Raw genomic sequence first — 25,961 nt, forward strand, 5'->3', positions numbered from 1 at the left:
GCTGCTGTTATGTCATGCGTGATGATGCTTGCAGCCGCCCCGTTATTGCCCGCTGATCTGTCCATCATGAGCTCTGCCTACGCGAAGGATGGTGGCGGTGGTGGCGGTGGCGGTGGCGGTGGCAATGGCGGTGGCGGCGGTGGTGGTAACGGTGGCGGCAATGGCGGCGGTAACGGCGGTGGTCATGGTGGCAGCGGCGGCCACGGTGGTTCCGGTCATTCCGGCGGTGTCAGCAGCAATGGTCGTGGTGCAGGCTTGAGCAGCGACCACGTCGGCCGTGGTGCAGGCCTGAGTAGCGATCATGCTGGCAAGTCCGTCCGGGACCATGGCCTCAGTGGCAACCACTATGGTCGCGATCGTAACAGTGACAGGGGTAACCGCTATGGTAGCGACCGCGGCCATGGCTCGGTCACTTCGGGCATTGCGCATGGGGACACGCGAGGAGTGGCGAAGGCCTCTGCCATCTCAGCCTCTACGCCAGGCGTTCACAACACCAAAGGGTTGAGCAACGCTCGCACTTCGATTTCAAAAAGACTGGATTAATTTCAGGACCCTCAAAGCCGGGTATCCATCAGGAGCCCGGTTTTTTTTCGCCTGCTATTTACCCGGTGGCGATGTGCGGGTATTCAGCGCAGCCATGTGCGTGAGCAAATCCCACACGATGGACTACTACTGTAAGGCTGATTCAACTTTGTCCTGATGGGAGTATGTCGATGCTGGCTCACTGGTTTCTGGCGGCGATTCACCTCTTGGCCTTTGCTCTGGGCTTTTGGGCAGTACTGACCCGCGACACGGCTTTACGTCGTCTGAGTGCCGGGGCGGGGGCTGCTCGCAGTGTTTTGCTTGCAGATAATCTGTGGGGGATCTCTGCAGTCATTCTCTTGGTCACGGGCGGGATGCGAGCCTTTGGCGGCTACGAAAAAGGCACTGATTACTACCTTCACCAACCGCTGTTTCATCTCAAGATGACGCTCTTCGTCCTCATCCTGTTGCTGGAAATTGCGCCGATGGTGGCGCTGATCAAATGGCGGATTGCGTTGGGGCGTGGCGTGGCTGTCGATACCGGGCGTGCAACGCTGTTTGCCCGTATCAGTCATATCGAAGCGCTGTTGCTGATGCTGATGGTCGTGGCGGCCACGGGCATGGCGCGTGGCGTGACGTTTGGTTAGCCGGGAAGGAGCAAGCTCTTTCCCGCAGCAAATCCGAAACGTCTGACAGTCATTGCATGAGGCGGGCGGGTAGTATCGGCTCCACGTTGCGAGGCATCGCAAAGAGAGACTGAACGGACAGCGATGCGGCGCTTGAATCTTTAGCCAGCCGTTATTCGAGGCGCAATGGGCTGGCTACTGACTGCAGCAGGATTCAGGGGGTTTGCGGCTTGTCCGGGGCGGTCAGGCCTGCCTGGATGCGTTGATAGATTTCTTCGCGGTGCACAGCAACGTCTTTCGGGGCATTGATGCCAATTCTGACTTGCTGGCCGCTCACGCCCAGGATGGTGATCGTAATGTTGTCACCGATGTTTATGCTTTCACCGACTTTGCGGGTGAGTATCAGCATGGTTTTCTCCTTGATTGCTTTGTGGGGCACCTGATTCGGACAGTGCAGAGGTCGGTGTTAGGTATAGATTAGTGCGAAGTCTCGCGGTTTGGGTGCCTCTTTCTGACGCGCAGATGCTGCATTAATTCCCAAGGTGTAACTATACAGAGGCCGCCACCATGATTCTCGTTGTTTTGAGCCCATTTTGCGGCACTCGAGAAGGATCCATGGATGTTAAAATCCCCGTTTCAAGCATTCAGAGGGACGCGTTGTGCGCAAAATGGTCTTGGTAGTCGCAGTACTGATGATGGCCGGGTGTGGTGAGGATAAGGGGGTTGGCGCTCAAAAGCCGCAACCGGCAGTCGCTTCCGTTCCCGCGACGGCAGCGGGTCCGCAATGGGACGTTGAAGTGCGCGGTGAGACACCCCAGGCTGTCAGTGACCTGAGCGGTTGGTTGATTGAGCATAGCTTCGTTCCCAACGTCGTGAAGGAGAATGGAACGGTTCGTATTCTGGTCGGGCCGTTCGGTTCGAAGGTCGAGGCCGAGGCCCGGCAAGCTGAAATAACGGCGGCGCTCACCCGGGCGAAAAAAATGAACATCGAATCGCTGGTCGTTGAACACCCGACCGTTCAGTAACCGTACTTTCCGCTTTCGGTGCGCCTGCCGGTGATAGAGGCCGGTGATAGAGGGAAGCGACTTGTGAAGGTCGTTCCCCTCGTGAGTATCGGCAGCATCGAACACTCATTGCATCAAGGTATTTTGCGGCAACCCCAGCAGACCGGTCAGGGTGTTGATAATCGCTTGTTGCCGGGCACGGTCTGTCTGGTGCACAGCTTCCGCGGCGGCGACATCGGCGGCGCAGTGGGGGCAAGTCACTTCGTGTGCATGGATGTACTGCAAGCAGCCACGACACAGCGCCAGTTGCGGGGGAATACGTCCTTCATCCGGTGATTTCTGGCCCTGGTTCGCCCAGGCCAGTTTGATCACCTGGCCACTGTCGCTGACACTATTCACCTTCTCACCGGTGTCGATGCGTTCGGTAATCAGGTCAAAGCGTCCGACGGCGAAGGAGGTTTTTGCCGCGTCTTCGAGTTTGACGATTCGCTCGCGCAGTCCGCGTTTTTGCAGGTCCAGCGCGCGGTAATGGCAATAGGGGTTGTTGCCGGGTTTGCCGAGCAGGGAGTGCGACGTCCAGGTGCAGCCGCCACGGCAGACGTCGTTGTAGTAACAGCTTCGGCAGTAGCCCCATAGATCGTCGACTGACCGCAGGCGGCCAAAGTGCATGCCTTCGCTGTAATGCCAGATATCGTGCAGGCTCATGTTGCGCACATTGCCGCCCGAAAATCCCACCGTGGCCAATGACGGGCAACCCTTTACCGTGCCGTCGGCTTCGAGCGCCAGCACGGTCTGGCCGGCGGCGCAGCCGCTCCAGTGCACGCGCTCGTCGCCAAAACCACGCCACATGTGCTCGTAAGGACCGTAGTAACCAATATTGTTGCCCACGTTCATCAGCAGGCCGCGATCGACCCCTTCGCGGTAGAGACGCGCCAGCAACGGCATCACCTCCAGCAGTTGATAGGGCTGCAGCAACAGCTCCGGGTGATCGACGGCATTGCCCATCGCGACGGTCAGCTGGATCTGCCAGTGAGTGGCGCCGAGGTCGATGATCAGGTCCATCAGTTCAGGTAGATCAGGCAACGTGGCCGCACCGATCTGGGTGTTGACGCTCACTGCAAGCCCGGACTGTTTGGCGCGTCGCAGGGTGTCCACCGCCTTGTCGAACGAGCCCGGAACATTGCGCACTGCGTCATGGAGCGGGGCCAGCCCATCCAGTGAAACGCCGACACCATTGAGGCCGGCATCCACCGCTGCCTGCATTTTCGCGGGCGTCAGGTTGCGTCCACCGGTTTGAATGGCGCAATACATGCCGTGATCGTGGATGGCCTGGATCAGTTGGGTCCAGTCCTTGCGTAAATAGGCTTCACCGCCGATCAGGGTGATTTCGCGGGTGCCGAGTGCCGCCAGGGAGTCGATGACGTCCAGGCATTCCCGGGTGTTCAGTTCATCGGGGCGTCGATGGCCGGCGCGTGAGCCGCAATGCAGGCACTTGAGATCGCAGGCCAGGGTGATTTCCCAGACCACATGCACCGGCACATAGCGTTTGAGGTCGGTTTCACTGAGGTAGCGGGCAGGGCGACTGTCTGACATGGGAAATCCTTGCGCACCAACGCGTGCGCGGCACGAATCCATCGAAGTGTTCGCGCCTTCCTTGGGCAAATGGCGCGAGCGGATTTACCTTTTGTTGTTGGTCAACGGTTGTAGGAGCGGGCTTGCCCGCGAAAGCGGTGTGTCAGGCGACTCAATTGACTGTGCCGCCGCCTTCGCGGGCAAGCCCGCTCCTACAGAGATTGCATTTATTACCCTGGGGTTATCGGGCCTCCAGGCGGGCGATTTCAGCGTTCAGCTGCTCCAGCGCGCCGCGCAGGGCACCGCTGTTTGCCAGTTGCTGTTCACCTTGGCTGACCACGGACTTCAGTTGCGCCAGGTCGCCGCTGGTTTGCGCTTGCTGTACCGCGACGGCATAGAGCGGCACCGCATGGTGCGGATGCTCTGGGCGCTCAATCACTGGGGCCTGGCTGACAGCTGCGTGTTTCACGTAATGCCAGATACCCTGGTCCTGGTACTTGTAGTCGACATAACCGCTCGCCCAATCGGCGCCTAAAATGCCTTTCAAGCCGAAAGTCTGGGCGATCTGGCTGAGAGGGCCGCTCGGGCTGCCCGCCAAGGTGAGGATGATGTGGTTTTCGGCCGTCGGCACCAGTTTGGCCTCGGAGTATTCACCCCATACACGGGCACGGAAGTTGAGAGGCGGATAGGTGCTTTGGAAAATGCTGGCAACCCCGCTGACTTTTTTCTTTACGGTATCTACCAGCAGGTCCAGGGTTAAAACCGGTGCGCCCAATAGGTGACTACTGACATTCAGGCGGGTATGAAAAAGTCCGATTGACATGGTGCTACTCCCTTATTTTGTATTCAGGACAATTCGGGCATGTTTCGTGGGCGGGTCAGCGACGTTCCTGCCGGCTGATTTCGCCCTTGGCCGTTTCAAGCGCACTTTGCAGTTGGGGTTGCTGATCCAGTTGTTGTTGGGCCAGGCGCGCCAGGTTTTTCATCTGGGCCAGGTCACCGCTGGCAATCGCACTTTGAATCGGCGCGGCATACAGCGGCATGATCGGCGGATACGCCGGAATGACCGGGTCGGGTTCCAAAGGCAATGATTTATAAGCGTTGGAGGGCACCGACTCGACGAGATGGGCGGGAGCATTGACCTGGACCCACCGCTGACCATTGAAGTACTCGTAATTGGCGACGCCCTCTTTCCAGTCGCTACCGACCACCAGATGCAATTTGAAATTCACGATGGAGTTCGAGCCCGGGCCGCCATTATTGCCTTGAGCGGTAATCAGGATCTTGCTGACGCCAGGGCTCATGACCGTCAGGTAGGTGTATTCGCCCCAGACATCGGAATGCACATCCAGCGGCGGGTTGGTGGCCTGAGTGATGGCGGCAGTACCGCTTACCGTTTGCTCAGGGGTAAAAACCAGAAGATTGAGTGCCAGACTTTGTGCGCCCGGTGCCGAAGTACCAATTCGGTAGCAGAGTGGGAACAAGCCGACAGGTTGCTGATTAGAACCAGACATAATGATTGCCTCCATTGCAATAAGGGAACGGAAACAGCTATCAATGCTTTTCCAGGCGTGCGACTTCCTTAGCCAATTGCTCGTAAGCGGTATTGAGCTCTTTGTTTTCTGGCGTGGATGGATCGCGTTGTTTCAACAGCGTCTTCATTTGCGGCAGGTTGCCTGCCTTGATCGCGCTTTGGATGGCCACCCCATAGGGGGGCATGCTATGGCGAGTTGAACTGCTCATAACGATTCCTTTCGTGGCGTTTTCGGGCACTGCTGTCATTAGCAGTTTTTGCAGTTAAGCAGGCGCGGATAAATATGCAATGGGCAACGGAAGAGTAATTTTTAATATTATTAATTTAATAGCGAAGCGTTAGGCTGTGAACAGTTCAATATTAAGATTGGCGATTAGCAAAGTTATATGCAGTCGTTTTCTCATAAATGATAAGTGTCCTTATCGCCATTAATAAGGATTGAGCATTGTCCAAACCGCTCCCGATACACCGAAGGCGGCACGCCGACCACACTGCGAAATGCCACCCGGAAACTCTCCACCGAACGATAACCGCAGCGCTGGGCAATCTGGTCAGTGTTTTGATTCGTGCTCTCCAACAGTTCGCGGGCCCGGGCCAGGCGTTCATGCTGCAGCCACGTCTTGGGCGGCAGGCCGCTGGCTTCAGTGAACCGCCGCAGGAACGTGCGTTCACTCATGGCCGCCTCGCTGGCGAGGTCGCGAACCTCCAGCGGTTCGTGCAGGCGTTCCCGCGCCCACTGCATGATCCGCGAAAGATCGCTGCGCGGTGTCGGGCTCACCGGTGACGGAATGAACTGCGCTTGGCCGCCGGAGCGTTGCGGCGACATCACCAACCGCCGCGCCACCGAGTTGGCCACCTGTGTGCCGAAATCCCGCGCGACCAGGTGCAGGCAGGCATCGATGCCGGCGGCGCTGCCGGCCGAGGTGATCAACTGGCCCGAGTCGACATAGAGCACGTCTGGGTCCACCTGAATGTCGGGAAAACGTTCGGCCAGTTCAGCGGTATAGCGCCAATGGGTGGTGGCGCCGTGACCGTCCAGCAAACCGGTGGCCGCCAGTACAAACACCCCGGAACAGATCGACAATAACCGCGCGCCCCGGGCGTGGGCCTGGCGCAGGGCGGCGAGCAAGGGTTCGGGCACCGGTGCGCTACGGTCGCGCCAGCCCGGGATGATAATGGTCCGGGCGTCTTCAAGCAGTTCCATCCCGCCGTCAGCCAGCACCTGAATGCCGCCCATGGCGCGCATCGGCCCTTGGTCGATGGCGACGATGCGATGCTCATACCACGGGAAATTGAACTCCGGCCGCGCCAGGCCGAAGATCTCCACGGCGATGCCGAATTCGAAGGTGCAGAGGCCGTCATAGGCCAGAATCGCGACCAAGCCTGGGGTGGGCTGCATTTGGCGGAAAATTCCCGGTGAGTGTCTTGTACGCCACTGTAGCGGCAAGCGCGAGGCAGATAAAGTCTGCTCACACCCACCGAGACTTTGGAGTACAGCCCATGCCTAGCCTGGTTCGCGAGATTCCCGCCGCCCCGTCCGCCATCGCCCTGATGCATTTCAGCAACCGTCTGACCTTCGAGACCGATTGTTCCGACGTCTATAGCAGCCAAGAGGCCGGCGAAGTGGATTTTGTCCTGGTGGACGTGCGTGGACCGTTGGCGTTCGAACGCGGACATGTGCCGGGCGCGATCAACATTCCGGGGCGACTGATCACCGCCGAAGGCCTGGCGGCCTATCCGAAGTCCACGCTGTTCGTGGTCTATTGCGCGGGACCTCACTGCAACGGCGCCAACAAGGCCGCGGTGAAACTGGCGGTGTTGGGTTACCCGGTCAAGGAGATGATCGGCGGGGTAACCGGGTGGCTGGATGAAGGGTTTGCGTTGAGTGTTGCGATTGCACGCACCGCCACGGCGGTCATTAGTTGCGAATGCTGACGTTCAGGCACAGGTGATCAAATGTGGCGAGGGGGCTTGCCCCCGTTGGGTCGCGAAGCGGCCCCAAACCTGTCACCGCGATCCCCAAGGATTTACGACTGCTTCGCAGCCGAACGGGGGCAAGCCCCCTCGCCACAGGATGCTGCCCATTTCGTCTGAAACAAAGGATTGTCCTACAGTCCTTGCACCACCTCGGCGCACGCTTCAAGTGCCTCGAATCCCTCGGCTTCTTTTCTATAAGTATTTGTCGCTTAAACACAATTTGCCCTCCTGTAGCCGCTCTAGACTGCCGGCCACTTCGGCATTCACTAGCCGAAAGCTGCCAATAAAAGCCTCCGCACACAGGAGTTATAAATGATCAAGCGAGTGATGTTCGGTGCCCTGGCACTGTCGATGTTGTCCCTGACCGCCGTGGCCGAAGACGCCAAACCAATTCGCCTCGGTATCGAAGCCGGTTACCCGCCATTTTCGATGAAAACCCCTGACGGCAAACTCACTGGTTTCGACGTGGACATCGGTGACGCGCTGTGTGAGCAGATGAAAGTGAAGTGCACGTGGGTCGAGCAAGAGTTCGATGGCCTGATCCCGGCCCTGAAGGTCAAGAAAATCGACGCGATCCTGTCGTCCATGACCATCACTGACGACCGCAAGAAGAACGTCGATTTCACCATCAAGTACTACCACACCCCGGCGCGCTTCGTGATGAAGGAAGGCACCGAGGTCAAGGATCCGTTGACCGAGCTCAAGGGCAAGAAAGTCGGTGTGCTGCGTGCCAGTACCCATGATCGCTTCGCTACCGAAGTGCTGGTACCGGCCGGTATCGATCTGGTGCGTTACGGTTCCCAGCAGGAAGCCAACCTGGACATGGTCGCCGGTCGCCTCGACGCGATGCTGGCCGACTCGGTCAACCTGGACGACGGTTTCCTGAAAACCGACGCCGGTAAAGGTTTCGCGTTTGTCGGCCCGACCTATGAAGACGCCAAGTACTTCGGCGGCGGTGCCGGCATCGCCGTGCGCAAGGGCGATAAAGAGCTGGCAGACAAATTCAACACCGCCATCACTGAAATCCGCGCCAACGGCAAGTACAAGCAAGTGCAGGACAAGTATTTCAACTTCGACGTTTACGGCCATTAATCGCGCCGTTTAAAAAAGTGGCCACCGTTAACGCGGCGGCCATTTTTTTTTAGCTTGCGAAACACATCCCCCGCATGAGGGAGACGGTGCATCGGCGGCAAGAGATGTTAGGCTCTGCCCCGAATCCTGCGCGCTGTGAAGGAAGGCTTATGTTGAAGTTGCTCGCTCTGCTCACGCTCCTGGCGTCCACCGCCGTCCATGCTCAAACCCCGCTGCACACTGATCTGCCGCTCAAATACCTGGAGCAGGCCAACGCTGAATCCCGCAATCAACCCCTGGTGATTTTCCTGCACGGTTACGGCAGCAACGAGCAGGACCTGTTCGACATCAAGGATGAATTGCCGCCGCAGTACAACTACCTGTCGGTGCGGGCGCCGATGACGTTGGAAGAGGGCAGTTACCAGTGGTTTCGCAAAAAGGGCGAGGGCGCCTATAACGGCGAGACGGACGACTTGAAGGCCAGCGGCCAGGTGTTGCTGGATTTTGTCGCACAAGCGGCGAAGAAATATCACACCGAAACGGACAAGGTATTCCTGGTGGGTTTCAGCCAGGGTGCAATCATGTCCTACGAGGTCGCGTTGCGTCATCCCGAAGCGGTGGGCGGCATTGCCGCATTGAGCGGGCGCATCCTGCCGGTGCTCAAGTCCGAACTTGAGCCGGATGAAAAACGCCAGCCGCTGGCGATTTTCATCGGCCATGGCACCGCCGACAAACGCCTTCCCTTCAACGACGGCACTGAGGCCGACAGCCTGTTGCAGCGCCTGTCACTCAAGCCTGAGTTTCATGCCTACGAAGGCGTCGGCCACAGCATCAGCGCCACCGAGATGCAGGACCTGAGCGCCTGGTTGCAGCGCCGAAATCCCTGAATCGGGTCGGGCTTATTTGCCGCTGACAATCTGTTTAACCAGTGTCTCGTGGCCGGTTTTGTCGTTGGGGCGGGAGATGATCTGAACGATGGCCATGCGCGTGCCGGAAGCGGCCATCAGCGAGGTATCGAGGGTCATGCCGCCGCCCTGAGTGGCGGTGCTGTCGATCTGCCGAAAACCCAGGCCTGTGCCTTTCTGGGTCAGGCTTTTTTCGCTCAGCTTGTTGAAATCCGGCAAGGCGTTGCGTTGCTCGGTGGCGAAGGCGGACACGGTGGCGTCGAGGAACTCACCGTCGTTGTCCTTGACGTTGACGCCGCCGGGGATGGTGTTTTCGGCGGCGATCACCACGGTTTTGGTGGTCTGGTTGGTGTACATCGTACCCGTCGCCCCGGCGGTGCCGGTGGCCGCGTCGCCGGCCGGCAGCGGGTTGGCGATGAAGCCCTTGGGCAGGGTGAAGGTGAACTTGCCGCCGAGCATCGAGACTTTCTGGGTCGGCGCTTTATCGCTGGAAGTGGCCTTGGCCGCCTGCGCATTCAAGGCCCCCAGGCTGGCAGCCGCCGTCAGTAGCAGGACAATGGCTTTCTTACTCAACAATGACATTCAAACTCTCCGTAGGGTGGTCGCGCTTTGGCGGCGATCATCCCATGGATCGCGAACAGGGTGCAGGGTGATCATCGCTGCCGTTCGTTGAAACGATAAGGCGCTGGGCGCAATGCCCGTTGTTTAGTCACCAACAGCATCCCCAACGACGCGCCTATCCCCAATGCAAATCCCATCCAGCCAAACCTCGGCAATGCCAACGCCAGCACCAGACAAAACGCCGCAAACGAATACATCCCGGTTGCCGTGGCCCTGAGCAACGCCGCCGTAAACGCCGGCCCGCGAGTCTGCTGGGAAAACACCGCCATCACACTGCCCAGCACCGGGAATACCGCGAGCAATCCGCTCCAGCGTTCGCCGACGGTGCTGGCCAGCAACGTCACGGCCAATGTGAGCAGGGCGCCAGCCATCATGCGTAGCAGCAGTTTGTCGGACTTCGGCGCCAAGCCTGAAACGATGGGCTGTACCGAGGGAAACAGGTACGGCGCGGCCAGCAACGCGGTGGCGGCGGCGATCACCGAGAGCGCCAGCGACGGCGGGATCAGCGACAGCACAACAGCCACCAGCGCCCAGACCAGCAGCGCCATCGTCAACGCCCATGGCCAGCTCAGGCGTTGGGCGACCTGGGCATACGTCACGCAGAAGGCAATCATCGCGAACATGGCCGACAGCGCCGCCGTTGCCGCTTGAGCCGCGAACACATGGCCTTGCTCGATGGCGAGGAACAACAGAATCGGCCCGACCACCACCGGCAACCCCGACAGCCATCCGGCCACACTCGGCCCCCAGCGTTTTCCGGCCAGGGAAATCAGCAAGAGAAATCCGGGAATCACCAGCAGTTTGAGCATCAGCACGCACGCATCTCCATCTGTGTGGGCTGGCCACGTTAGCATTGCTGGCGATGGATTGCGTTGGGCGGTGCAACTTGTAGGAGCGGGCTTGCCCGCGACGGCGATGGGTCAGGCGACATCAATGTTGACTGTGCCGCCGCCTTCGCGGGCAAGCCCGCTCCTACAGGAACGAAGAACGAGACGCGGTCTCGGGTGCTAGCGCTCGATCGCCAACGCCACACCCTGACCCCCACCGATGCACAGAGTGGCCAGACCTTTCTTGGCATCACGCTTGATCATCTCGTGCAGCAGAGTCACCAGCACCCGGCAACCCGAGGCGCCGATCGGATGGCCCAAAGCGATGGCACCACCGTTGACGTTGACCTTGCTCAGGTCCCATTCCAGGTCCTTGGCCACCGCCAGGGACTGCGCGGCAAAGGCTTCATTGGCTTCGATCAACTCCAGTTGATCGATGGACCAACCGGCCTTGTCCAGGCAACGGCGGGTGGCGCTGACCGGACCGATGCCCATGATCGCCGGGTCGACGCCCGCGTTAGCGTACGCGGCGATTTTCGCCAGCACCGGCAGGCCGAGGGCCTTGGCTTTTGCGGCGCTCATCAGGATCACCGCGGCGGCGCCGTCGTTCAGCGAAGAGGCGTTACCGGCGGTCACCGAGCCATCCTTCTTGAAGGCCGGTTTCAGTTTGCCCAGGGAGTCGGCGGTGGTGCCGGCCCGCGGCTGTTCATCGGTGGCGAAGGCCAGTGGATCGCCCTTGCGCTGGGGGATCAGGATCGGGGTGATTTCATCGACAAAACGCCCGGCTTCGATGGCGGCCACGGCTTTCTGTTGCGAGGCGGCAGCGAAGGCGTCCTGTTGCTCGCGGGTCAGGTGGTACTTCTCGACCAGATTCTCGGCGGTGATGCCCATGTGGTAATCGTTGAACGCATCCCACAAACCGTCGCTGATCATCGTGTCGACGATCTGGCTGTGGCCCATGCGCAGACCGGTGCGGGCGCCCGGCAGCACGTAATTGGCCAGGCTCATGTTTTCCTGGCCGCCAGCGATGATCACCTCGGCATCGCCGCAACGAATCGCCTGCGCCGCCAGGTGCAGCGCTTTCAGGCCCGAGCCGCAAACCTTGTTAAGCGTCATGGCCGGCACGGCGTGAGGCAGGCCGGCCTTGATCGCAGCCTGACGCGCAGGGTTTTGCCCGGCGCCGGCGGTCAGTACCTGGCCCATGATCACTTCATCGACTTGCGCCGGGTCCAGACCGGTCTGCGCCAGCAACTGGCGGATCACCGCGGCACCGAGATCAACGGCACACACATTGGCCAACGCGCCCTGGAAACTGCCAATGGCAGTGCGAGTGGCAGCAACAATCACAACGTCTTGCATGGAAGAATTCCTCACTGGGCAGCGAACTGCATTTCCGGGACGTGGTCAGGCACGATCAGTTTGCCGGCGGTCTTGGCGACGATTTCCTCGACGCTCACACCCGGCGCGCGCTCCTTGAGCACGAACGCACCGTTGTGGATTTCCAGGTAAGCCAGGTCGGTCAGCACGCGTTTGATGCAACCGGCGCCGGTCAGCGGCAGGCTGCAACGGGGCAGCAGTTTCGACTCGCCGTCCTTGGAGGCGTGGGTCATGGTGACGATGATGTTGTCCGCACCGGCCACCAGGTCCATCGCACCGCCCATGCCCTTGACCAGTTTACCGGGGATCATCCAGGAGGCAATGTTGCCTTCGACATCGACTTCGAACGCGCCCAGCACGGTCAGGTCGATATGGCCGCCGCGAATCATCGCGAACGATTCGGAGGAGGAGAAAATCGACGCACCGATCCGCGCAGTCACGGTTTGCTTGCCGGCGTTGATCATGTCGGCGTCGACTTCGGCGTCGGTCGGAAAGGCGCCCATGCCGAGCAGGCCGTTTTCCGATTGCAGCATGACTTCCATGCCTTCAGGGATGTAGTTGGCGACCAGGGTCGGAATGCCGATGCCCAGGTTCACGTAGTAGCCGTCCTGCATTTCGCGGGCGACGCGCTGAGCCATTTGTTCGCGGGAAAGTGCCATTGTTGTTATTCCTTCATTCGGGCTGGGGGCAGGGGATCACTTACGCACGGTGCGCTGTTCGATACGCTTTTCGAACGTGCCGCAAATGACCCGGTCGACGTAGATGCCAGGGGTGTGGATCTGCGATGGGTCCAGCTCGCCGGGTTCGACGATTTCTTCGACTTCGACCACGGTGATCTTGCCGGCGGTGGCGGCCAGCGGGTTGAAGTTCTGGGCGGTGTGGCGATAGACCACGTTACCGAAATGGTCGGCTTTCCAGCCTTTGACGATGGCGAAGTCACCGGTGATGGATTCTTCCATCAGGTACTGGCGGCCCTTGAATTCGCGCACTTCCTTGCCTTCGGCGACCGGAGTGCCGACGCCGGTGGCGGTAAAGAACGCCGGGATGCCGGCGCCGCCTGCGCGCATTTTTTCGGCGAGGGTGCCTTGGGGGGTCAGGGTGACTTCGATTTCGCCGCTCAGCAGTTGCTTCTCGAACAGGGCGTTTTCGCCGACGTAGGAGGCCACTACTTTGCGGATCTGCCGGTCAACCAGCAGCACGCCGAGGCCGAAACCGTCGACGCCGCAGTTGTTGGAGACCACGGTGAGGTCACGTGTGCCCCGATGCTTGATCTCGGCGATCAGGTTTTCCGGAATCCCGCACAGGCCGAAGCCGCCGGAAATCACGGTCATGCCGTCCTCCAGACCGGCCATCGCTTCCTCGTAGGAATACACGCGCTTGTCGAACCCTGCCATATGCACCTCTTTTATTCTTTGTGGGCGGCTGGCTAGCCGGATGGGGAGGGAGTGTCTCGCTGACAGATTTATTTGTTAAGTTGATTTTTAGGGTTGATTGATAGATAAAACTCACCAATTAATACGGTGTTGGAGGCAGTGATCATGACCGTCAAACAGATCCGCGCATTCCTGGCCGTGGCCCAGAGTTTGAGTTTTGCCGTGGCTTGCGAACGGTTGCACCTGTCCCAGTCGGCGTTGAGCCTGACTATCAAGGCGCTGGAGGAGGGCCTGGGCGGGCGCCTGTTCACCCGCAATACCCGCAACGTCGCGCTGACCGCGGAAGGCGAATCGCTGCTGCCACTGGCCCGTCGGTTGATCGCGGATTGGGACAATGCCGAGGATGAATTGCGCCAACGCTTCACCCTTCAGCGCGGTCGCGTGACGCTGGCGGCGATGCCGTCGTTTGCCGGTAACCTGCTGCCGCCGATCCTCAAGACCTTTCGCGCGCGTTATCCCAAGGTCAACGTCACGGTGAACGACGTGATCAACGAGCAGGTGCTGGAAATGGTCCGCGACCGCCAGGTGGAGTTGGGCGTGGCGTTTGAGCCGACCCAGAGCTCGTCGCTGGAATTTACGCCGTTGTACATCGACCGGTTTGTGGCGGTGGTGCCGTTCGATTCACCACTGGGGCAGATGGGCGACATCGATTGGCAGACCTTGCTCAAGGAACCGTTCATCACCTTGCAGCGACCGTCCACGGTGCGAGTGATGCTCGAAGAGCATTTGCAGGCGCGAGGCATGAAATTGCCGGTGGAGTTTGAAAGTCATCAGTTGGCGACGGTCGGCCGGATGGTGGCCAGCGGTCTGGGCGTGAGCGCGGTGCCGGCGTTGTGCGCCGGGCAGATGCGCGAGTTGGGCGCGCGTTGTATCACCCTGCGTGACCCAGTGGTGGAACGGGCGATCGGGGTGCTGACGACGGGGCAAGAACTGTCGGCGGCGGCGCAGGCTTTGTTCGATATTCTCAAGGCCGAAAACCTGGGTGAGCGTCTGAGCTGATTACGGTCACCTGTGGGAACGGGTTTTGCCAGCTGCGGATTAATCACCCGGGCAGGTTGGCCTGTCCGGGTGATCGTGCGTTTATTTACGCGCCTCCAGAATCAGGTTGAACGGCGTTTCCGTGGCCCGCCGGAACTGGGTGAACCCCGCTTCGGTGAAAACTTTGCGCAACCGTGCCTCGCCCGCCTGGGCGCCGAGCCCGAGGCCGACTTCCTGGGACAGCGAGTTGGGCGTGCAGACAAAGGTCGAGGCAGCGTAGAACAGCCGTCCCACCGGGGTGGTGTTGTCGTCGAGTTTGTCGTTGGCGAAGGGCTCCACCAGCAGCACCGTGCCGTCGGGTTTGAGTGATTCATAGGCATGCCGTGCGGCGCCCACCGGGTCACCCATGTCGTGCAGGCAGTCGAAGTAGCAGATCAGGTCATAGTCGTCGCCCGGATAGCTCTTGGCGGTGCCCTGGAAGAACCGCGCCCGGCCGGATACGCCACCTTCTTCGGCGCGCTGGGTGGCGACGGTGATGGAGGGCGCGTGGTAATCGAAACCGACGAACCGCGAATTTGGAAACGCCTGGGCCATGATCACGGTCGAGGCGCCGTGGCCGCAGCCGATGTCCGCCACTTTTGCGCCGGCTTCCAGTTTGGCGACCACCCCGTCGAGGGCCGGCAGCCACTCGCTGACCAGATGCGCCTTGTAGCCCGGCCGGAAGAACCGCTCGGTGCCGCTGAACATGCACGGATGGTGATCGCCCCAGGGCAAAGCGCCGTTGCCGCGCATGGCGTTGACCAGTTTGTCCTTGTCATGGAAAAACGACGCAACCACCCCGACACCGCCAGCCACATAGACCGGTGAGTCTTCGATCGCCAGCGCCAGGGCTTGCTCTTCGGGCAGGCGGAACTGGCCGTCATGGTGCTCCATGTAACCGGAGGCGGCGTGGGCGCTGAGCCATTCACGCAGCAGGCGGGTGTTGCAGCCGGTTTTTTCGGCAAGTGCTTCGGGGGTGACTGGCTGACTGTCGGCCATGGCCCGGTACAGGCCAAGCTCTTCGCCGAGGATGACGTTGGCGAGCATCGCCGCGCCGCCCATGTCGTTCACCAGTTTGCCCATGAAATCATTGAGTCTGGCCTCGTCCATCTTGTGTGCTCCTTCAGCAGGATCACGACCCGCAGGCATTGTTTTTCGAGGCATGCACCTGTGGGCGGTGGTCGTGGGAATGAACAGGACGATAACCGCGTCCTGGCTCCCCTTGTGGGGGTAATCAACAAGTCTAGTTCGTGTATCCCTCTGTATCGGGCTGCCTGTCCGATACAGTGCGCTGAGAAGCGGGGTGTTTGCGCACACAGACCCGACACATCGCATCGCTTAACTGGGCCTGCCGGCCGGCACTGAGCTTTCAGGCGCTGGAGACCGGATCCCAGGATGAGATCGACACCATGCAAAATCCCCTCACAGTAGCGCAGGCGACCGTCGGACTAGGCTTGCGCCGCGGTTTGATGAAGGACCTGCAAGCAGCCCCGGTGGGCGCTTTCGACTTTCTGGAAGTCGCGCCGGAAAACTGGATCGGCATCGGCGGCGCCCATGGCGCGGCATTTCGTGCCCTGGCCGAGCGTTATCCGTTGTCCTGTCACGGCTTGTCCTTGTCGTTGGGCGGACCGGCGCCGCTGGACGTCGGGTTCTTGCAAGAAGTGCGGGTTTTCCTCGATCACCACAAGGTGCCGCTGTACAGCGAACACCTGAGTTATTGCAGCGATGACGGGCATCTTTACGATCTGCTGCCGTTGCCGTTTACCGGAGAAGCGGTGCACCACGTCGCCGCTCGAATCCGCCAGTCCCAGGACATTCTCGGTCGGCGCCTGGCGGTGGAAAACGTCTCTTACTACGCCGCGCCGCAGCAGGACATGGACGAACTGACGTTCACCAACGCCGTGCTGCGCGAAGCCGATTGCGACCTGCTGCTGGACGTCAACAATGTCTACGTCAACTCGATCAATCACGGTTTTGATCCGCAGACGTTTCTGGCGGGCATCGACACGGGGCGGGTGGTCGCGATGCACGTGGCGGGGCATTTCGATGAGTCCGACACCCTGAAAATCGACACCCACGGCGCCTCGGTCAAACCGGTGGTCTGGTCGCTGCTGGCCCAGGCGTATGCGCGCTTCGGTGTGCAGCCGACGCTGCTTGAGCGGGACTTCAACTACCCGGCGTTCTCTGAACTGGCGAGCGAGTTGCAGACCATCCGCCGACTGCAAGAGAAGGAGGCGAACCGTGGATAAGCCGACGCTGCTTCAGCAGCAAGACGCATTGACTCGCTACCTGCGCGACCCCGACCACTGTGCGCCGCCCGCCGGGATGGACGTGGCTCGGGCGCAGGTTTATCGCGACCTGGTGTTCTCCAATCTGTCGTCGTTGCTCAGTGGCACTTTTCCGGTACTGGTGAAGATTCTCGGCGATGATCAGTGGCGTTTGCTGGTGCGAATCTACCTGCGGGATCACCGCGCTCACACGCCAAAATTCGGTGAGATTGCCCAGGAGTTTGTCGAGTTCCTAGCCTCCGAGCCCCAGGCGCTGAACGATGGACCGTGGCCGCCGTTCATGGTCGAGCTGGCGCATTACGAGTGGGTCGAAATGGCCCTGCAACAATCCGACGCCGAGCCGCTGTCGGCCAGCGACGCCGGGCTGCTGCTGGATCACCCATTACAGGTATCGCCCCTGGCCTGGCCGTTGGCCTATGGCTGGCCGGTGCAAAAAGTGGGGCCGGATTACCAGCCACAAGTGCCACCGACTCAGCCGACGTTGCTGTTGGTTCGTCGGGCCGAAGACTGGAGTGTGCGCTTTTCCAAACTGAGCCCGTTGGCGTGGCGGTTGTTGCAGCGGATCGGGGAATTTCCTGAACTCGATGGCCGGGCGCAACTGGAAGGGCTGGCGGTAGAGGCGGGGATGGCCGGGGCGCCGGAGTTCATCGACAGCGGCTTGGCGTTGCTGCGGCAGATGCATGGAGACGGGGTAATCGGTATAGCGGCCTTTAGTCGCTGCTAATCAGCGAATCACCCTACATCCATTTCCACCTTTGCTGACTTCTTTCCTGATCGATCCCCCGCAAAGTCCCCGCGCCTAATTTTCTGCGCAAGGGATTGCTTATGTTCGACTCCTTTTCTCCAGTCACTGCCTGCTTTTCGGTGCGTTGATGGAGCACATCGCCCGTATCGAGCAGGAACTAGACCGTTTTCCGGACACCCTGACACTCTACCGCAAACAGCTTAAGCACTGGTTCAGCCGGGCGGCGGACATGGCCAGCCGTGCCGCTGATTTGCCCTCGCTGATGGACATGGAACGCAAAATCCAACTGGGTGATACCAGTAAGTCCGTCAGCAGCCGCGATGACGATTTTTTCTCCAGCGTTGCGCAGTGTCCCGACGGCGGAATTCTGCAGATCGAGAGCAAGTTCGAGTCGGTTTACGACATTCCGTTGGGGAATATTTCGGTCGATGTGATTGCCGTTGATGGCGGTGAAAGTACACCGGTCTTGCTCGATGAAAACGGTAAAGGGCAGTTCGACGGCACGCCGGGAAAATTCTATCGCGTTCATGTCCAGGGTGAAGTTGCACCCTCGAAAATCAATGACCTTTTTGATTCCTACAAAGGCCTGACCACCGAGCTGGAGGGCTGGCTGCGCAAGGAGTGGAAAGGGTTCAAACCGCAGTGGTCGCAATCGACTTTTGCGGCTGCCGGTAACGGCATGCTCGCGGGAAGTTGGGCTGCGGTCATGGGCGTTTGGGACAGTCTCAGCCTGCTCTCGGACATCCTCAAGGATCCCGGCCGGTTCGCAGAGCGGTTGGGCAGCGGTGCCGATCAGTTGCGTGAGCTGGCGGAAAAATCACCGCAAGTGATGCAAAAAATCCAGCTACTGGCCAGTGACGAAGCGGCGCTCTGTTTACTGTTGCGTACTGCCAGTCTCTGGCTGGAAATGCTGCCGCCGAGCGGGATCGCCGGCAACTCGGCAGAGGTGGCCAGCCAAGTCATTGTCTCGTTGCTGATCGATATTCTGATCGCTTCAGCGCTGGCTTTCACGCGAGTCGGTATACCCGCCGCCAAAGCCTATTTAACGGCTCGCGGGCTCAAATACGGGATGGGGCTGGCCAGTCTCGCGATGCGCTTCGTCGAGGCGACTTTCAATATCCTCAGCACCTTCATGAAGTACGTCGACCAGTACAAAGCAGTCGCCGCACGCGGTGTGGCAGCGGGCCTGAAAAAAGGCCGGATGCAACTGCGCTGGGATGCCAAGCGCAACACCACGCTCAAGCAAAACGAACACCACGACGACTCCCCGGATCAGGCGAAAAACCCCAACGGCGACAGCGCCGACTCCGCCGACAAAACCGCGACCAACAACTGCCCGGTGTCGATGGTCACCGGCGAAGAACTGCTGACCCTCACCGACGGTGCGCTGGACGGCCTCCTGCCGTTCGACTTCACCCGGCTCTATCGCACCAGCGCCGCCGAGATTGATTGCGGCCTCGGTTTTGGCTGGAGTCATTCGCTTGCCCATCGGCTGGAGATCGAGGGCGATCAGGTCATCTGGATCGACCACGAAAACCGCCGCACCACGTTCCCGCTGCCAAACCACGAACGCCCGGCGATCCACAACAGCCTGTCGCGGGCGGCGATTTATCTCGGCGCTGATCCCGAAGAACTGATCCTCGCCCAGGCTGGCGACGACACGCGTTTTTACCACTTTCATAACGGTCGGCTGACGGCGATCAGCGACGCGTACGACAACCGCTTGCGCATCACCCGCGACCGCCAGGAACGCATTCAACGCCTGGACAACGGCGCCGGTCGCGCCTTGTTGTTGCGCTATGACCGCGCCCACCTGATCGCCGTCGACTATCAGGTTTTTGTCCCGGCGCAGGCCCTCGACGAGGCCTGGCACACCGAGCAAACGCTGGTCAGTTACCGCTACGACGAATGCGCTCAACTGATCGAGGCAAGCAATGCCGCCGGGGAAAGCGAGCGTTACGACTACGACGATCAGCACGTGATTCTGCAGCGGCAACTGGCCGGTGGCGCGAGTTTCTTCTGGGAGTGGGAGCGGCCCGGCAAGGCGGCGCGCTGCATCCGGCACTGGGCGTCGTTTTCGCAGATGGACACGCGTTATGTCTGGGATGACCAGGGCAGCGTCACGGTCCAGAACATCGACGGCAGCGAAGAGGTTTACGTCCACGACGACCGGGCGCGGCTGGTGCGCAAGGTCGAGCTGGATGGCGGCGAACACCTCAAGGCCTATGACGAGCAGGGGCGGTTGGTGGCCGAGCAGGATCCGCTGGGGGCCGTTACCGAATACCGCTACGACGACGCCGGACGCTTGGTGGCGCTGATTCCGCCGCAAGACGAGCCAACGGCCTACGAGTATCGCAACGGTTTCCTGCAGGCGCGCTATCGCGGCCAAGCGGTGTGGAAATACCAGCGCAATGCGCAGGGCGATGTCACCGAGGCGGTTGATCCCGACGGTCAGGTCACCCATTACCACTACGACGAACAAGGCCGCTTGCTGTCGATCCGTTACCCGGACACCAGTCGGCATCTGTTCGTCTGGAATGCCTTGGGGCAGTTGCTCGAAGAGACCTTGCCGGACGGTGGTCAGCGAACGTTTTCCTACGATGCACTGGGGCGGCAGACGACCCGCCAGGACGAACACGGAGCGCTCACCCAGTTCCAATGGGACGCCGTCGGCCGACTGATTCAGACCACGTTACCGACCGGCGCCAGCCGCGCCTTCAGCTACAACGCCTACGGCAAGATCACCGCCGAGCGCGATGAACTGGGTCGCGTCACCCGCTACGAATACGCCGATGATTTGCACCTGGTCAGCCGCCGAATCAATCCCGACGGCACGCAACTGCACTATCGCTACGACAACGCGCAGCTGCTGCTCACGGAAATCGAGAACGAATCCGGCGAACACTATCGGCTGGACTACACGCCCAACGGCCTGATCCGCCAGGAAACCGGCTTCGACGGCCGCCGCACCGCCTACACCTACGACCTCAACGGCCACCTGCTGGAGAAAACCGAGTTCGGCGATGACGGCTCGCAACTGATCACCGGCTATCAACGGGATGCGACCGGACGGTTGTTGGTCAAGACCCTGCCCGACAGCATTCAGGTCGAATACCGCTATGACTCGCTGGGCCGACTGGTCAGCGTCGACGACGGCCATGACCATCCACTGGAATTCGAGTACGACCAACAGGACCGCCTTATCACCGAGCACCAGGGCTGGGGCACCTTGCGTTATGGCTACGACGCCTGCGGCCAGCTCAACCGCCTGCGCCTGCCGGACGGCAGCAAACTCGATTACCACCATGCCAAGGGCGGCGCGCTGATGGCCATTGACCTCAACGGCGCACGCCTTACCAGCCACACGTACAAATCCGGCCGCGAATTGCAGCGCCAGCAAGGTCTGCTGCTCAGCGACTACACCTACGATGACCAGGGCCGACTGAAGGCCCATGCCGTCAGCCAACAGCAGCAAACGCTGTATCGCCGCGACTATGCCTACAGCCTCAACGGCAATCTCGACCACATTGCCGACACCCGCCACGGTCAGCGCAATTACCAGTACGACGCGCTCAACCGCCTGACCCGCGTCCGCCACACCCGCGACGACCCACCGGAAAGCTTCGCTCACGACCCGGCCGGCAACCTGCTGATGCAGGACCGCCCCGGCCCCGCCACCGTCAAAGGCAATCGCCTATTGATGCAGGGCGACCGCCATTACGACTACGACTCCTTTGGCAACCTGATCCGCGAACGCCGCGGCACCGCACAGAAACTCGTCACCGAATACCGCTACGACTGCCAGCACCAGCTGATCGGCGTCACCACCCCGGACGGCCGCTGCTCCAGCTACCGCTACGACGCCTTCGGCCGCCGCATCGCCAAAACCATCGACGGCAAAACCACTGAGTTCTTCTGGCAGGGCGATCAGGTCGTTGCCGAAAGCAGCAAAGAGCACTACCGCAGCTACGTCTACGAACCTGGCAGCTTCCGTCCGCTGGCCATGCTCGATGGCAAAGGCCCGAAAAAGGCCTGCCCCTTCTACTACCAACTCGACCACCTCGGCACCCCGCAGGAGCTGACAGATTTTGGCGGCGAGATCGTCTGGTCGGCCAAGTACAACGCCTACGGCAAGGTCACACATCTGGCGTTCGGTGGAGGCGAGCAGCTCGACCAGCCCCTGCGTTTCCAGGGCCAATACTTCGACGCCGAGAGCGGTCTGCACTACAACCGGCATCGGTACTATGATCCGCAGGTGGGCCGGTACCTGACGCCGGATCCGATCAAGTTGGCGGGTGGGCTGAACCCGTATCAGTACACGCCGAATCCGACGGGGTGGGTTGATCCGTTGGGGTTGAACGGGAATTGTCCGCCGCCGAATAAGCCTGGGTGTGGGGCGCCGGATGATACGACTGGCGTTAAGGTTGATGAGGGCGAGCCGGCTCTGCCGAACGCCTACACTCACTTTCCTGGTGATCCAAATGAGCTTACGGAAGCGCTAGGAGTCCAGCCCAAGGTTTCATTTACCCAGCATGGAAGTCAAAGAATGGCATGGCGACCTAACGCGGATACTATTATTAGATTTGAAAGTCATCCCGGGGATGCTGGGCCATTTAACGCGAGGCATCATGGTGAGCACTATCATTTGGAGCTTAAGCCTAGTCATCTAAGTTGGAGTCAGGCAGATAAAAAGAAAGCTGTTGTAAAAGTCAAGCCTGACGGTTATCAGCTTGGTCACGGAACTGGCTTCATTGCCGGTGAGAAACATCCAGGTACTTCAAAATGACAGAATTTCAATTTTCAGACGGCACCATCGAAAGAATAACGTGTGAGCATGAGCGCATTTTTATAGAGTTTCTAGATTGGCAGGAAGAGCGTTGGATAATTACCTTTGAGAATGTTCTAGGTTTTAAGTCTGTTGGGGCAGTGGGGGCGGAGGTATCAGAGATGTTTGTGAAGGATGTAACCCCCTTGTCGCAGGAGCTTGCTGTGATAGACCCTTCGGAGGTTGGGTTTAACTATTGCTTTACTTGTGCTCGCGACTGGAATGTTGTTTTGACAATAGTAGCTAGCGAATACACGGCTGAAAAATGTTCTTGAAAGGGACCAGCAAAGGGGACGGGTTTATTTTGCTGCCAGCTTCGAAGGTATTGTTGGTGTTGATAAAAGTAATAAATAAATCCATCCCCTTTTCGCTTTGCCTTTTTTAGTGTTTTATTGTGTTCCGTTATGGTGGGTTTTTGAAGAGTGGCGTTATTAATAGCTATTAGAAAATGGATTGCTATAGTGCGAGCTACGTATAAGAATCGGGCAGAGAGCACGGGTTCTGCTGTTCAGCAACAAACCACTAGCTGCGAACTTCATGGTGAAAGCAAGAGGTGGAGAGCCGTTCCAAGCTCTAGGTTTATAAGCCATAGAGCACAGCTGAATGCTTATAATGAAGCGATGACAAGGGAGACTAGAAAAATGTCTCGTTTTACTGGGGAGGATAGTAAAGGAAATTTGGTAGTAAGAATGGAGGCTGAAAATGTAGGTCAGGGATATGAACCTAATCCTTTAGACCCAGAAAATCCGCGTTTCATTCCTCAGATGAATGCCTTTGAGATGAAGTTCGACTTTGAGACGTTGCAGCCTATAGCGCTTTATCCGATAGAGAAAATTTAATGCTGATGCATCCGTATCTGAACGTTCCATATAATCCAAGTGTAGAGCACTTTCTCGGTGGGTTCGATATATATGATCGCGAGGAGAGTCTTGGGGTTGAGTTGTCGGCGTACGATCCTGAGTGTCCTTCAGATAGAGAGTTTTTAATATCCCGGTTTATTGTCAAGCGCTTCGCTGCGTTGAGTTATCGGCACAAGTTTGTTTTGTTCTTTGTGTTGGGAGAGGCTCTTGAGGGTGACTCGAGTGTTTTTTCTGAGATTTTGGAACATGATCCGATGTCTCCCTCTTCGCTCCCTCTTGGGTGGAATGAAATGGAAAATCCTAGGGCGTTTTTTGAAGATGTGTACCTCAAGTTATCCGAAGCGTGGGTTGATGATCTGTATAAAGCGAGCCAGGAGGACTTTTCAACTTGGTGAGGGTAGTACTTAAACCAGAGATAGATTTAATGCTTAATTGTTGTGTTTGTTAATTTTGTCGATGGCGTTTTAATGGATTGCTACTTTGAAGATAGTGAAATCTACCCGTTTCGATGATGTCGACCACGATTTTGGATATGAGTACCGTGGTTATAACTACGACATACAGAGCGAAGATGATGTGTTTCTGATCAGAATTTACGATGACGAACCCGGACAGGCAACGGTAGTACGTCCGACTACAATGTCTAAAAACGGTAGCCTTAGAAAGCTTGTTGAGTTCTTACAATACGAGCTAGGAGTGTCCAAGATCTATCTCTACAAGGGCGATTTGGGGAGTTACGCCGAGATCGATCTTGATAGATTGGCATTCTGCTCCGTCTGAAGTCGGTGGCAAAAGAGTGGCAGGCATTTTTACACACTCTGGGCCGAATTCTGTCGTTGCTGAGCGGCAGCTATAGGTGGTGGATTCAACAGGTGGCGAAATCAAGCCACGCTTCAGTGAAGCCTTTCGCCACGTTTGCTTTTTTGAGCGAAATTTCTGGGCAAGGTCCTCGGAAGTTTCCTTCAAGTCGTAGCGGTTTCCATGAACTGGTGCGAGATGCGCTCCGTCGATAGTCTTTGGTGGTCACTGAAATTTCAGTGGTGGGGTGTAGGAACCCTTCAAGACCGATGGGATGCTCTTAGCGTCAATGCTTGGTTTGCGGCCGTTAACAGGCGTCCGTAATATCAGTTGCGGCGGCTATGCGCGGGCACGCTTCGGCGTGGTCGAGTTTTCCCAAAGGTCTCGATATTCCTACCTCGCGCGTAGCTGCCACCCTAGCCTGTAGGAAGGCTGATGGTAGCTCCTATTCTTCTTTGGGAGTTTCTAATGAAAGTACTTACACCCGATCCACCCTACGAAAAACCAATCCCCCACCCCGACAACCGCTTCATGGCCCTCACCGGCAACTGCACCGACATGCCCACCTTGTTCGTCGATACCCACGCACCGCTCGATATTCTGACCGACACAGCCAGCTATCGAATTCGCGCAGTNCACCTTGTTCGTCGATACCCACGCACCGCTCGATATTCTGACCGACACAGCCAGCTATCGAATTCGCGCAGTCACTCAGGTGCTGGAAAACATGTCCATGCGCGGCTCGGTTGAGTGTGAATCCTTCATTCTTAGTGATTTTGCTTTGCTCTGTGCCATTTCATTGCGCGATGGGTGTGATGTGCTGGATGTGGTGGGGCGGCGGTTGCGGGCTCGGCCTTCGTAATAACGTTGCTGAATGATCGTTCCCACACTCTGCGTGGGAATGCAGCCCGTGACGCTTTGCGTCACATCGGTACCTGGCTCGACGGCGGCGGTGGGGCTGGAACGCGGAGCGTCCCTTGAGGCATTCCCACGCGGGAGCGTGGGAACGATCAGTCGCCCGCTTAGCCGCGAACCCCTGACGTTCTGCGCCGTACAAGGTAAACTTCCCGGCCTTCGCAGGAGCAGCCATGAATTATCGTCACGCCTTCCATGCCGGCAATCACGCCGACGTGTTCAAACACCTGACTTTGACCCGCCTCATCGCCTTGATGTCGCGCAAGGAGCAGCCGTTTGCCTATCTCGATACGCACGCTGGCATTGGTCTGTATGACCTGCAGGGCGATCAGGCCAGTCGTACCGGTGAGTACCTGGAAGGCATCGCGCGGTTGTGGGATCAGCCGGATTTGCCGGCGCTGACTGCCGATTATATGAAGGTGCTGCACGAGATGAACCCGGATGGCCAGTTGCGCTATTACCCGGGGTCGCCGGAGTTGGCGCGGCGTTTGACCCGGCCGCAGGATCGCGTGTTGCTCAATGAGAAGCACCCGGAAGACGGTGTGTTGCTCAAGGACAACATGAAGGGTGATCGTCGGGTGAAGGTTCACCTGGGCGAAGGCTGGCATGTGCCGCGTGCGCTGCTGCCGGTGCCGGAGAAGCGGGCGGTGATGTTGATCGATCCGCCGTTCGAGCAGCTTGATGAGATGCAACGTTGTGCAGCGTCGTTGAAAGAGGCGATTGGCCGGATGCGCCAGACGGTGGCGGCGATCTGGTATCCGGTGAAGGATCAGCGGGCGTTGCGGCGGTTCTATCAGGATCTGGCCGGCACGGGCGCGCCGAAGTTGTTGCGGGTGGAGTTGTTGGTGCATCCGTTGGATACGCCGAACAGCCTGAATGGTTCGGGGTTGGCGATTGCCAATCCGCCGTGGGGGCTGGAAGAGGAATTGCGTGAGTTGCTGCCGTGGCTGTCCAAGAAGTTGGGGCAGACCCAGGGCGGGTGGCAGATGGATTGGTTGATCGCCGAGAGTTGATCGATCGTTCCCACGCTCTGCGTGGGAATGC

26 protein-coding genes and 1 pseudogene are annotated in these 25,961 nt (G+C 59.0%); 15 read left to right on the forward strand and 12 right to left on the reverse strand.

Annotation, left to right across the window (positions count from 1 at the left end):
• Both HCU66_RS27240 and HCU66_RS24710 read left to right on the forward strand, forming a co-directional pair.
• The coding region (locus tag HCU66_RS27240) for a hypothetical protein (protein WP_241015667.1) at positions 1-543 on the forward strand (543 nt) is incomplete at its 5' end.
• A 170-nt stretch (positions 544-713) separates the two neighbouring features.
• Positions 714-1,169: a DUF2214 family protein gene (locus HCU66_RS24710; protein ID WP_205891019.1), complete on the forward strand. Its 456-nt coding sequence runs from the start codon at positions 714-716 to the stop codon at positions 1,167-1,169.
• Positions 1,170-1,362: 193 nt separating this feature from the next.
• On the opposite strand, the gene csrA is transcribed toward HCU66_RS24710, so the two are convergent.
• Entirely contained in the window at positions 1,363-1,557 is a 195-nt protein-coding gene (gene csrA, locus HCU66_RS24715; protein ID WP_007905913.1) for a carbon storage regulator CsrA, read from the reverse strand.
• 250 nt (positions 1,558-1,807) lie between these two features.
• Here csrA and HCU66_RS24720 point away from each other — a divergent pair, with 250 nt between their 5' ends.
• On the forward strand, positions 1,808-2,173 hold the full coding sequence (locus tag HCU66_RS24720) for an SPOR domain-containing protein (RefSeq protein WP_205891020.1): 366 nt from the start codon (positions 1,808-1,810) through the stop codon (positions 2,171-2,173).
• A gap of 105 nt (positions 2,174-2,278) precedes the next feature.
• On the opposite strand, the gene HCU66_RS24725 is transcribed toward HCU66_RS24720, so the two are convergent.
• The 5 genes from HCU66_RS24725 to ftrA all read right to left on the reverse strand — a co-directional run bounded on the left by HCU66_RS24725 (position 2,279) and on the right by ftrA (position 6,657).
• The gene (locus tag HCU66_RS24725) at positions 2,279-3,745 is read right to left on the reverse strand and encodes a GDL motif peptide-associated radical SAM/SPASM maturase (protein WP_205891021.1); all 1,467 of its coding nucleotides are present in this window, start codon (positions 3,743-3,745) and stop codon (positions 2,279-2,281) included.
• A gap of 220 nt (positions 3,746-3,965) precedes the next feature.
• Positions 3,966-4,547, reverse strand: coding sequence for a DUF1842 domain-containing protein (locus HCU66_RS24730; protein ID WP_205891022.1), 582 nt, complete (start codon positions 4,545-4,547; stop codon positions 3,966-3,968).
• Between the two features lie 55 nt (positions 4,548-4,602).
• Positions 4,603-5,238 carry a DUF1842 domain-containing protein gene (locus HCU66_RS24735; RefSeq protein ID WP_205891023.1) on the reverse strand — a complete coding sequence of 212 codons (636 nt, stop codon included), beginning with the start codon at positions 5,236-5,238 and terminating at the stop codon, positions 4,603-4,605.
• Between the two features lie 40 nt (positions 5,239-5,278).
• Positions 5,279-5,467, reverse strand: coding sequence for a DUF1843 domain-containing protein (locus HCU66_RS24740; RefSeq protein ID WP_205891024.1), 189 nt, complete (start codon positions 5,465-5,467; stop codon positions 5,279-5,281).
• A 191-nt stretch (positions 5,468-5,658) separates the two neighbouring features.
• Positions 5,659-6,657, reverse strand: coding sequence for a transcriptional regulator FtrA (ftrA, locus tag HCU66_RS24745; RefSeq protein WP_205891025.1), 999 nt, complete (start codon positions 6,655-6,657; stop codon positions 5,659-5,661).
• Positions 6,658-6,758: 101 nt separating this feature from the next.
• Between ftrA and HCU66_RS24750 the strand changes: the two genes are divergently transcribed.
• The 3 genes from HCU66_RS24750 (at position 6,759) to HCU66_RS24760 (ending at position 9,193) form a co-directional block, all read left to right on the forward strand.
• Positions 6,759-7,193, forward strand: coding sequence for a rhodanese-like domain-containing protein (locus tag HCU66_RS24750; RefSeq protein WP_205891026.1), 435 nt, complete (start codon positions 6,759-6,761; stop codon positions 7,191-7,193).
• A 354-nt stretch (positions 7,194-7,547) separates the two neighbouring features.
• Positions 7,548-8,327 (forward strand): ABC transporter substrate-binding protein, encoded by a 780-nt coding sequence (locus tag HCU66_RS24755; RefSeq protein WP_205891027.1) that lies wholly within the window; start codon positions 7,548-7,550, stop codon positions 8,325-8,327.
• 149 nt (positions 8,328-8,476) lie between these two features.
• Positions 8,477-9,193: an alpha/beta hydrolase gene (locus tag HCU66_RS24760; protein ID WP_205891028.1), complete on the forward strand. Its 717-nt coding sequence runs from the start codon at positions 8,477-8,479 to the stop codon at positions 9,191-9,193.
• A gap of 12 nt (positions 9,194-9,205) precedes the next feature.
• On the opposite strand, the gene HCU66_RS24765 is transcribed toward HCU66_RS24760, so the two are convergent.
• The 5 genes from HCU66_RS24765 to HCU66_RS24785 form a co-directional block, all read right to left on the reverse strand.
• A complete protein-coding gene (locus tag HCU66_RS24765; protein WP_205891029.1) occupies positions 9,206-9,793 on the reverse strand; it encodes a DcrB/PsbP domain-containing protein in 588 nt (195 codons plus the stop codon).
• 71 nt (positions 9,794-9,864) lie between these two features.
• Positions 9,865-10,647, reverse strand: coding sequence for a hypothetical protein (locus tag HCU66_RS24770; protein ID WP_205891030.1), 783 nt, complete (start codon positions 10,645-10,647; stop codon positions 9,865-9,867).
• A gap of 192 nt (positions 10,648-10,839) precedes the next feature.
• The gene (locus tag HCU66_RS24775) at positions 10,840-12,018 is read right to left on the reverse strand and encodes an acetyl-CoA C-acetyltransferase (protein WP_205891031.1); all 1,179 of its coding nucleotides are present in this window, start codon (positions 12,016-12,018) and stop codon (positions 10,840-10,842) included.
• Between the two features lie 11 nt (positions 12,019-12,029).
• Positions 12,030-12,695 (reverse strand): CoA transferase subunit B, encoded by a 666-nt coding sequence (locus HCU66_RS24780; RefSeq protein WP_205891032.1) that lies wholly within the window; start codon positions 12,693-12,695, stop codon positions 12,030-12,032.
• A gap of 36 nt (positions 12,696-12,731) precedes the next feature.
• On the reverse strand, positions 12,732-13,430 hold the full coding sequence (locus tag HCU66_RS24785; protein WP_205891033.1) for a CoA transferase subunit A: 699 nt from the start codon (positions 13,428-13,430) through the stop codon (positions 12,732-12,734).
• A 144-nt stretch (positions 13,431-13,574) separates the two neighbouring features.
• On the opposite strand from HCU66_RS24785, the gene HCU66_RS24790 reads away from it, so the two are divergent.
• Positions 13,575-14,468 (forward strand): LysR family transcriptional regulator, encoded by an 894-nt coding sequence (locus tag HCU66_RS24790; protein WP_205891034.1) that lies wholly within the window; start codon positions 13,575-13,577, stop codon positions 14,466-14,468.
• A gap of 81 nt (positions 14,469-14,549) precedes the next feature.
• Here HCU66_RS24790 and HCU66_RS24795 read toward each other — a convergent pair whose 3' ends face one another.
• Positions 14,550-15,596, reverse strand: coding sequence for a class I SAM-dependent methyltransferase (locus HCU66_RS24795; RefSeq protein WP_205891035.1), 1,047 nt, complete (start codon positions 15,594-15,596; stop codon positions 14,550-14,552).
• Positions 15,597-15,895: 299 nt separating this feature from the next.
• Between HCU66_RS24795 and HCU66_RS24800 the strand changes: the two genes are divergently transcribed.
• From HCU66_RS24800 to HCU66_RS24835, 8 genes and pseudogenes are all read left to right on the forward strand, one after another.
• Positions 15,896-16,735, forward strand: coding sequence for an HvfB family MNIO-type RiPP peptide maturase (locus HCU66_RS24800; protein WP_205891036.1), 840 nt, complete (start codon positions 15,896-15,898; stop codon positions 16,733-16,735).
• Positions 16,728-17,498, forward strand: a complete 771-nt coding sequence (locus HCU66_RS24805) for an HvfC family RiPP maturation protein (RefSeq protein ID WP_205891037.1) — start codon at positions 16,728-16,730, stop codon at positions 17,496-17,498. The genes HCU66_RS24800 and HCU66_RS24805 overlap by 8 nt, the downstream gene beginning before the upstream one ends.
• A gap of 148 nt (positions 17,499-17,646) precedes the next feature.
• Positions 17,647-22,305 (forward strand): RHS repeat-associated core domain-containing protein, encoded by a 4,659-nt coding sequence (locus HCU66_RS24810; protein ID WP_205891038.1) that lies wholly within the window; start codon positions 17,647-17,649, stop codon positions 22,303-22,305.
• The gene (locus HCU66_RS24815) at positions 22,302-22,619 is read left to right on the forward strand and encodes a hypothetical protein (protein WP_205891039.1); all 318 of its coding nucleotides are present in this window, start codon (positions 22,302-22,304) and stop codon (positions 22,617-22,619) included. Before HCU66_RS24810 ends, HCU66_RS24815 begins: the two co-directional genes overlap by 4 nt.
• A 366-nt stretch (positions 22,620-22,985) precedes the next feature.
• The gene (locus HCU66_RS24820; protein WP_205891040.1) at positions 22,986-23,183 is read left to right on the forward strand and encodes a hypothetical protein; all 198 of its coding nucleotides are present in this window, start codon (positions 22,986-22,988) and stop codon (positions 23,181-23,183) included.
• The gene (locus tag HCU66_RS24825) at positions 23,183-23,599 is read left to right on the forward strand and encodes a hypothetical protein (RefSeq protein ID WP_205891041.1); all 417 of its coding nucleotides are present in this window, start codon (positions 23,183-23,185) and stop codon (positions 23,597-23,599) included. Before HCU66_RS24820 ends, HCU66_RS24825 begins: the two co-directional genes overlap by 1 nt.
• Before the next feature lie 871 nt (positions 23,600-24,470).
• A pseudogene (locus HCU66_RS27630) lies at positions 24,471-24,864 on the forward strand (hypothetical protein).
• Between the two features lie 226 nt (positions 24,865-25,090).
• Positions 25,091-25,930 carry a 23S rRNA (adenine(2030)-N(6))-methyltransferase RlmJ gene (locus tag HCU66_RS24835; RefSeq protein WP_018928567.1) on the forward strand — a complete coding sequence of 280 codons (840 nt, stop codon included), beginning with the start codon at positions 25,091-25,093 and terminating at the stop codon, positions 25,928-25,930.
• Positions 25,931-25,961: the final 31 nt, after the last annotated feature.

The organism is Pseudomonas frederiksbergensis, assembly GCF_017114915.1.
Lineage (GTDB): Bacteria > Pseudomonadota > Gammaproteobacteria > Pseudomonadales > Pseudomonadaceae > Aquipseudomonas > Aquipseudomonas frederiksbergensis_I.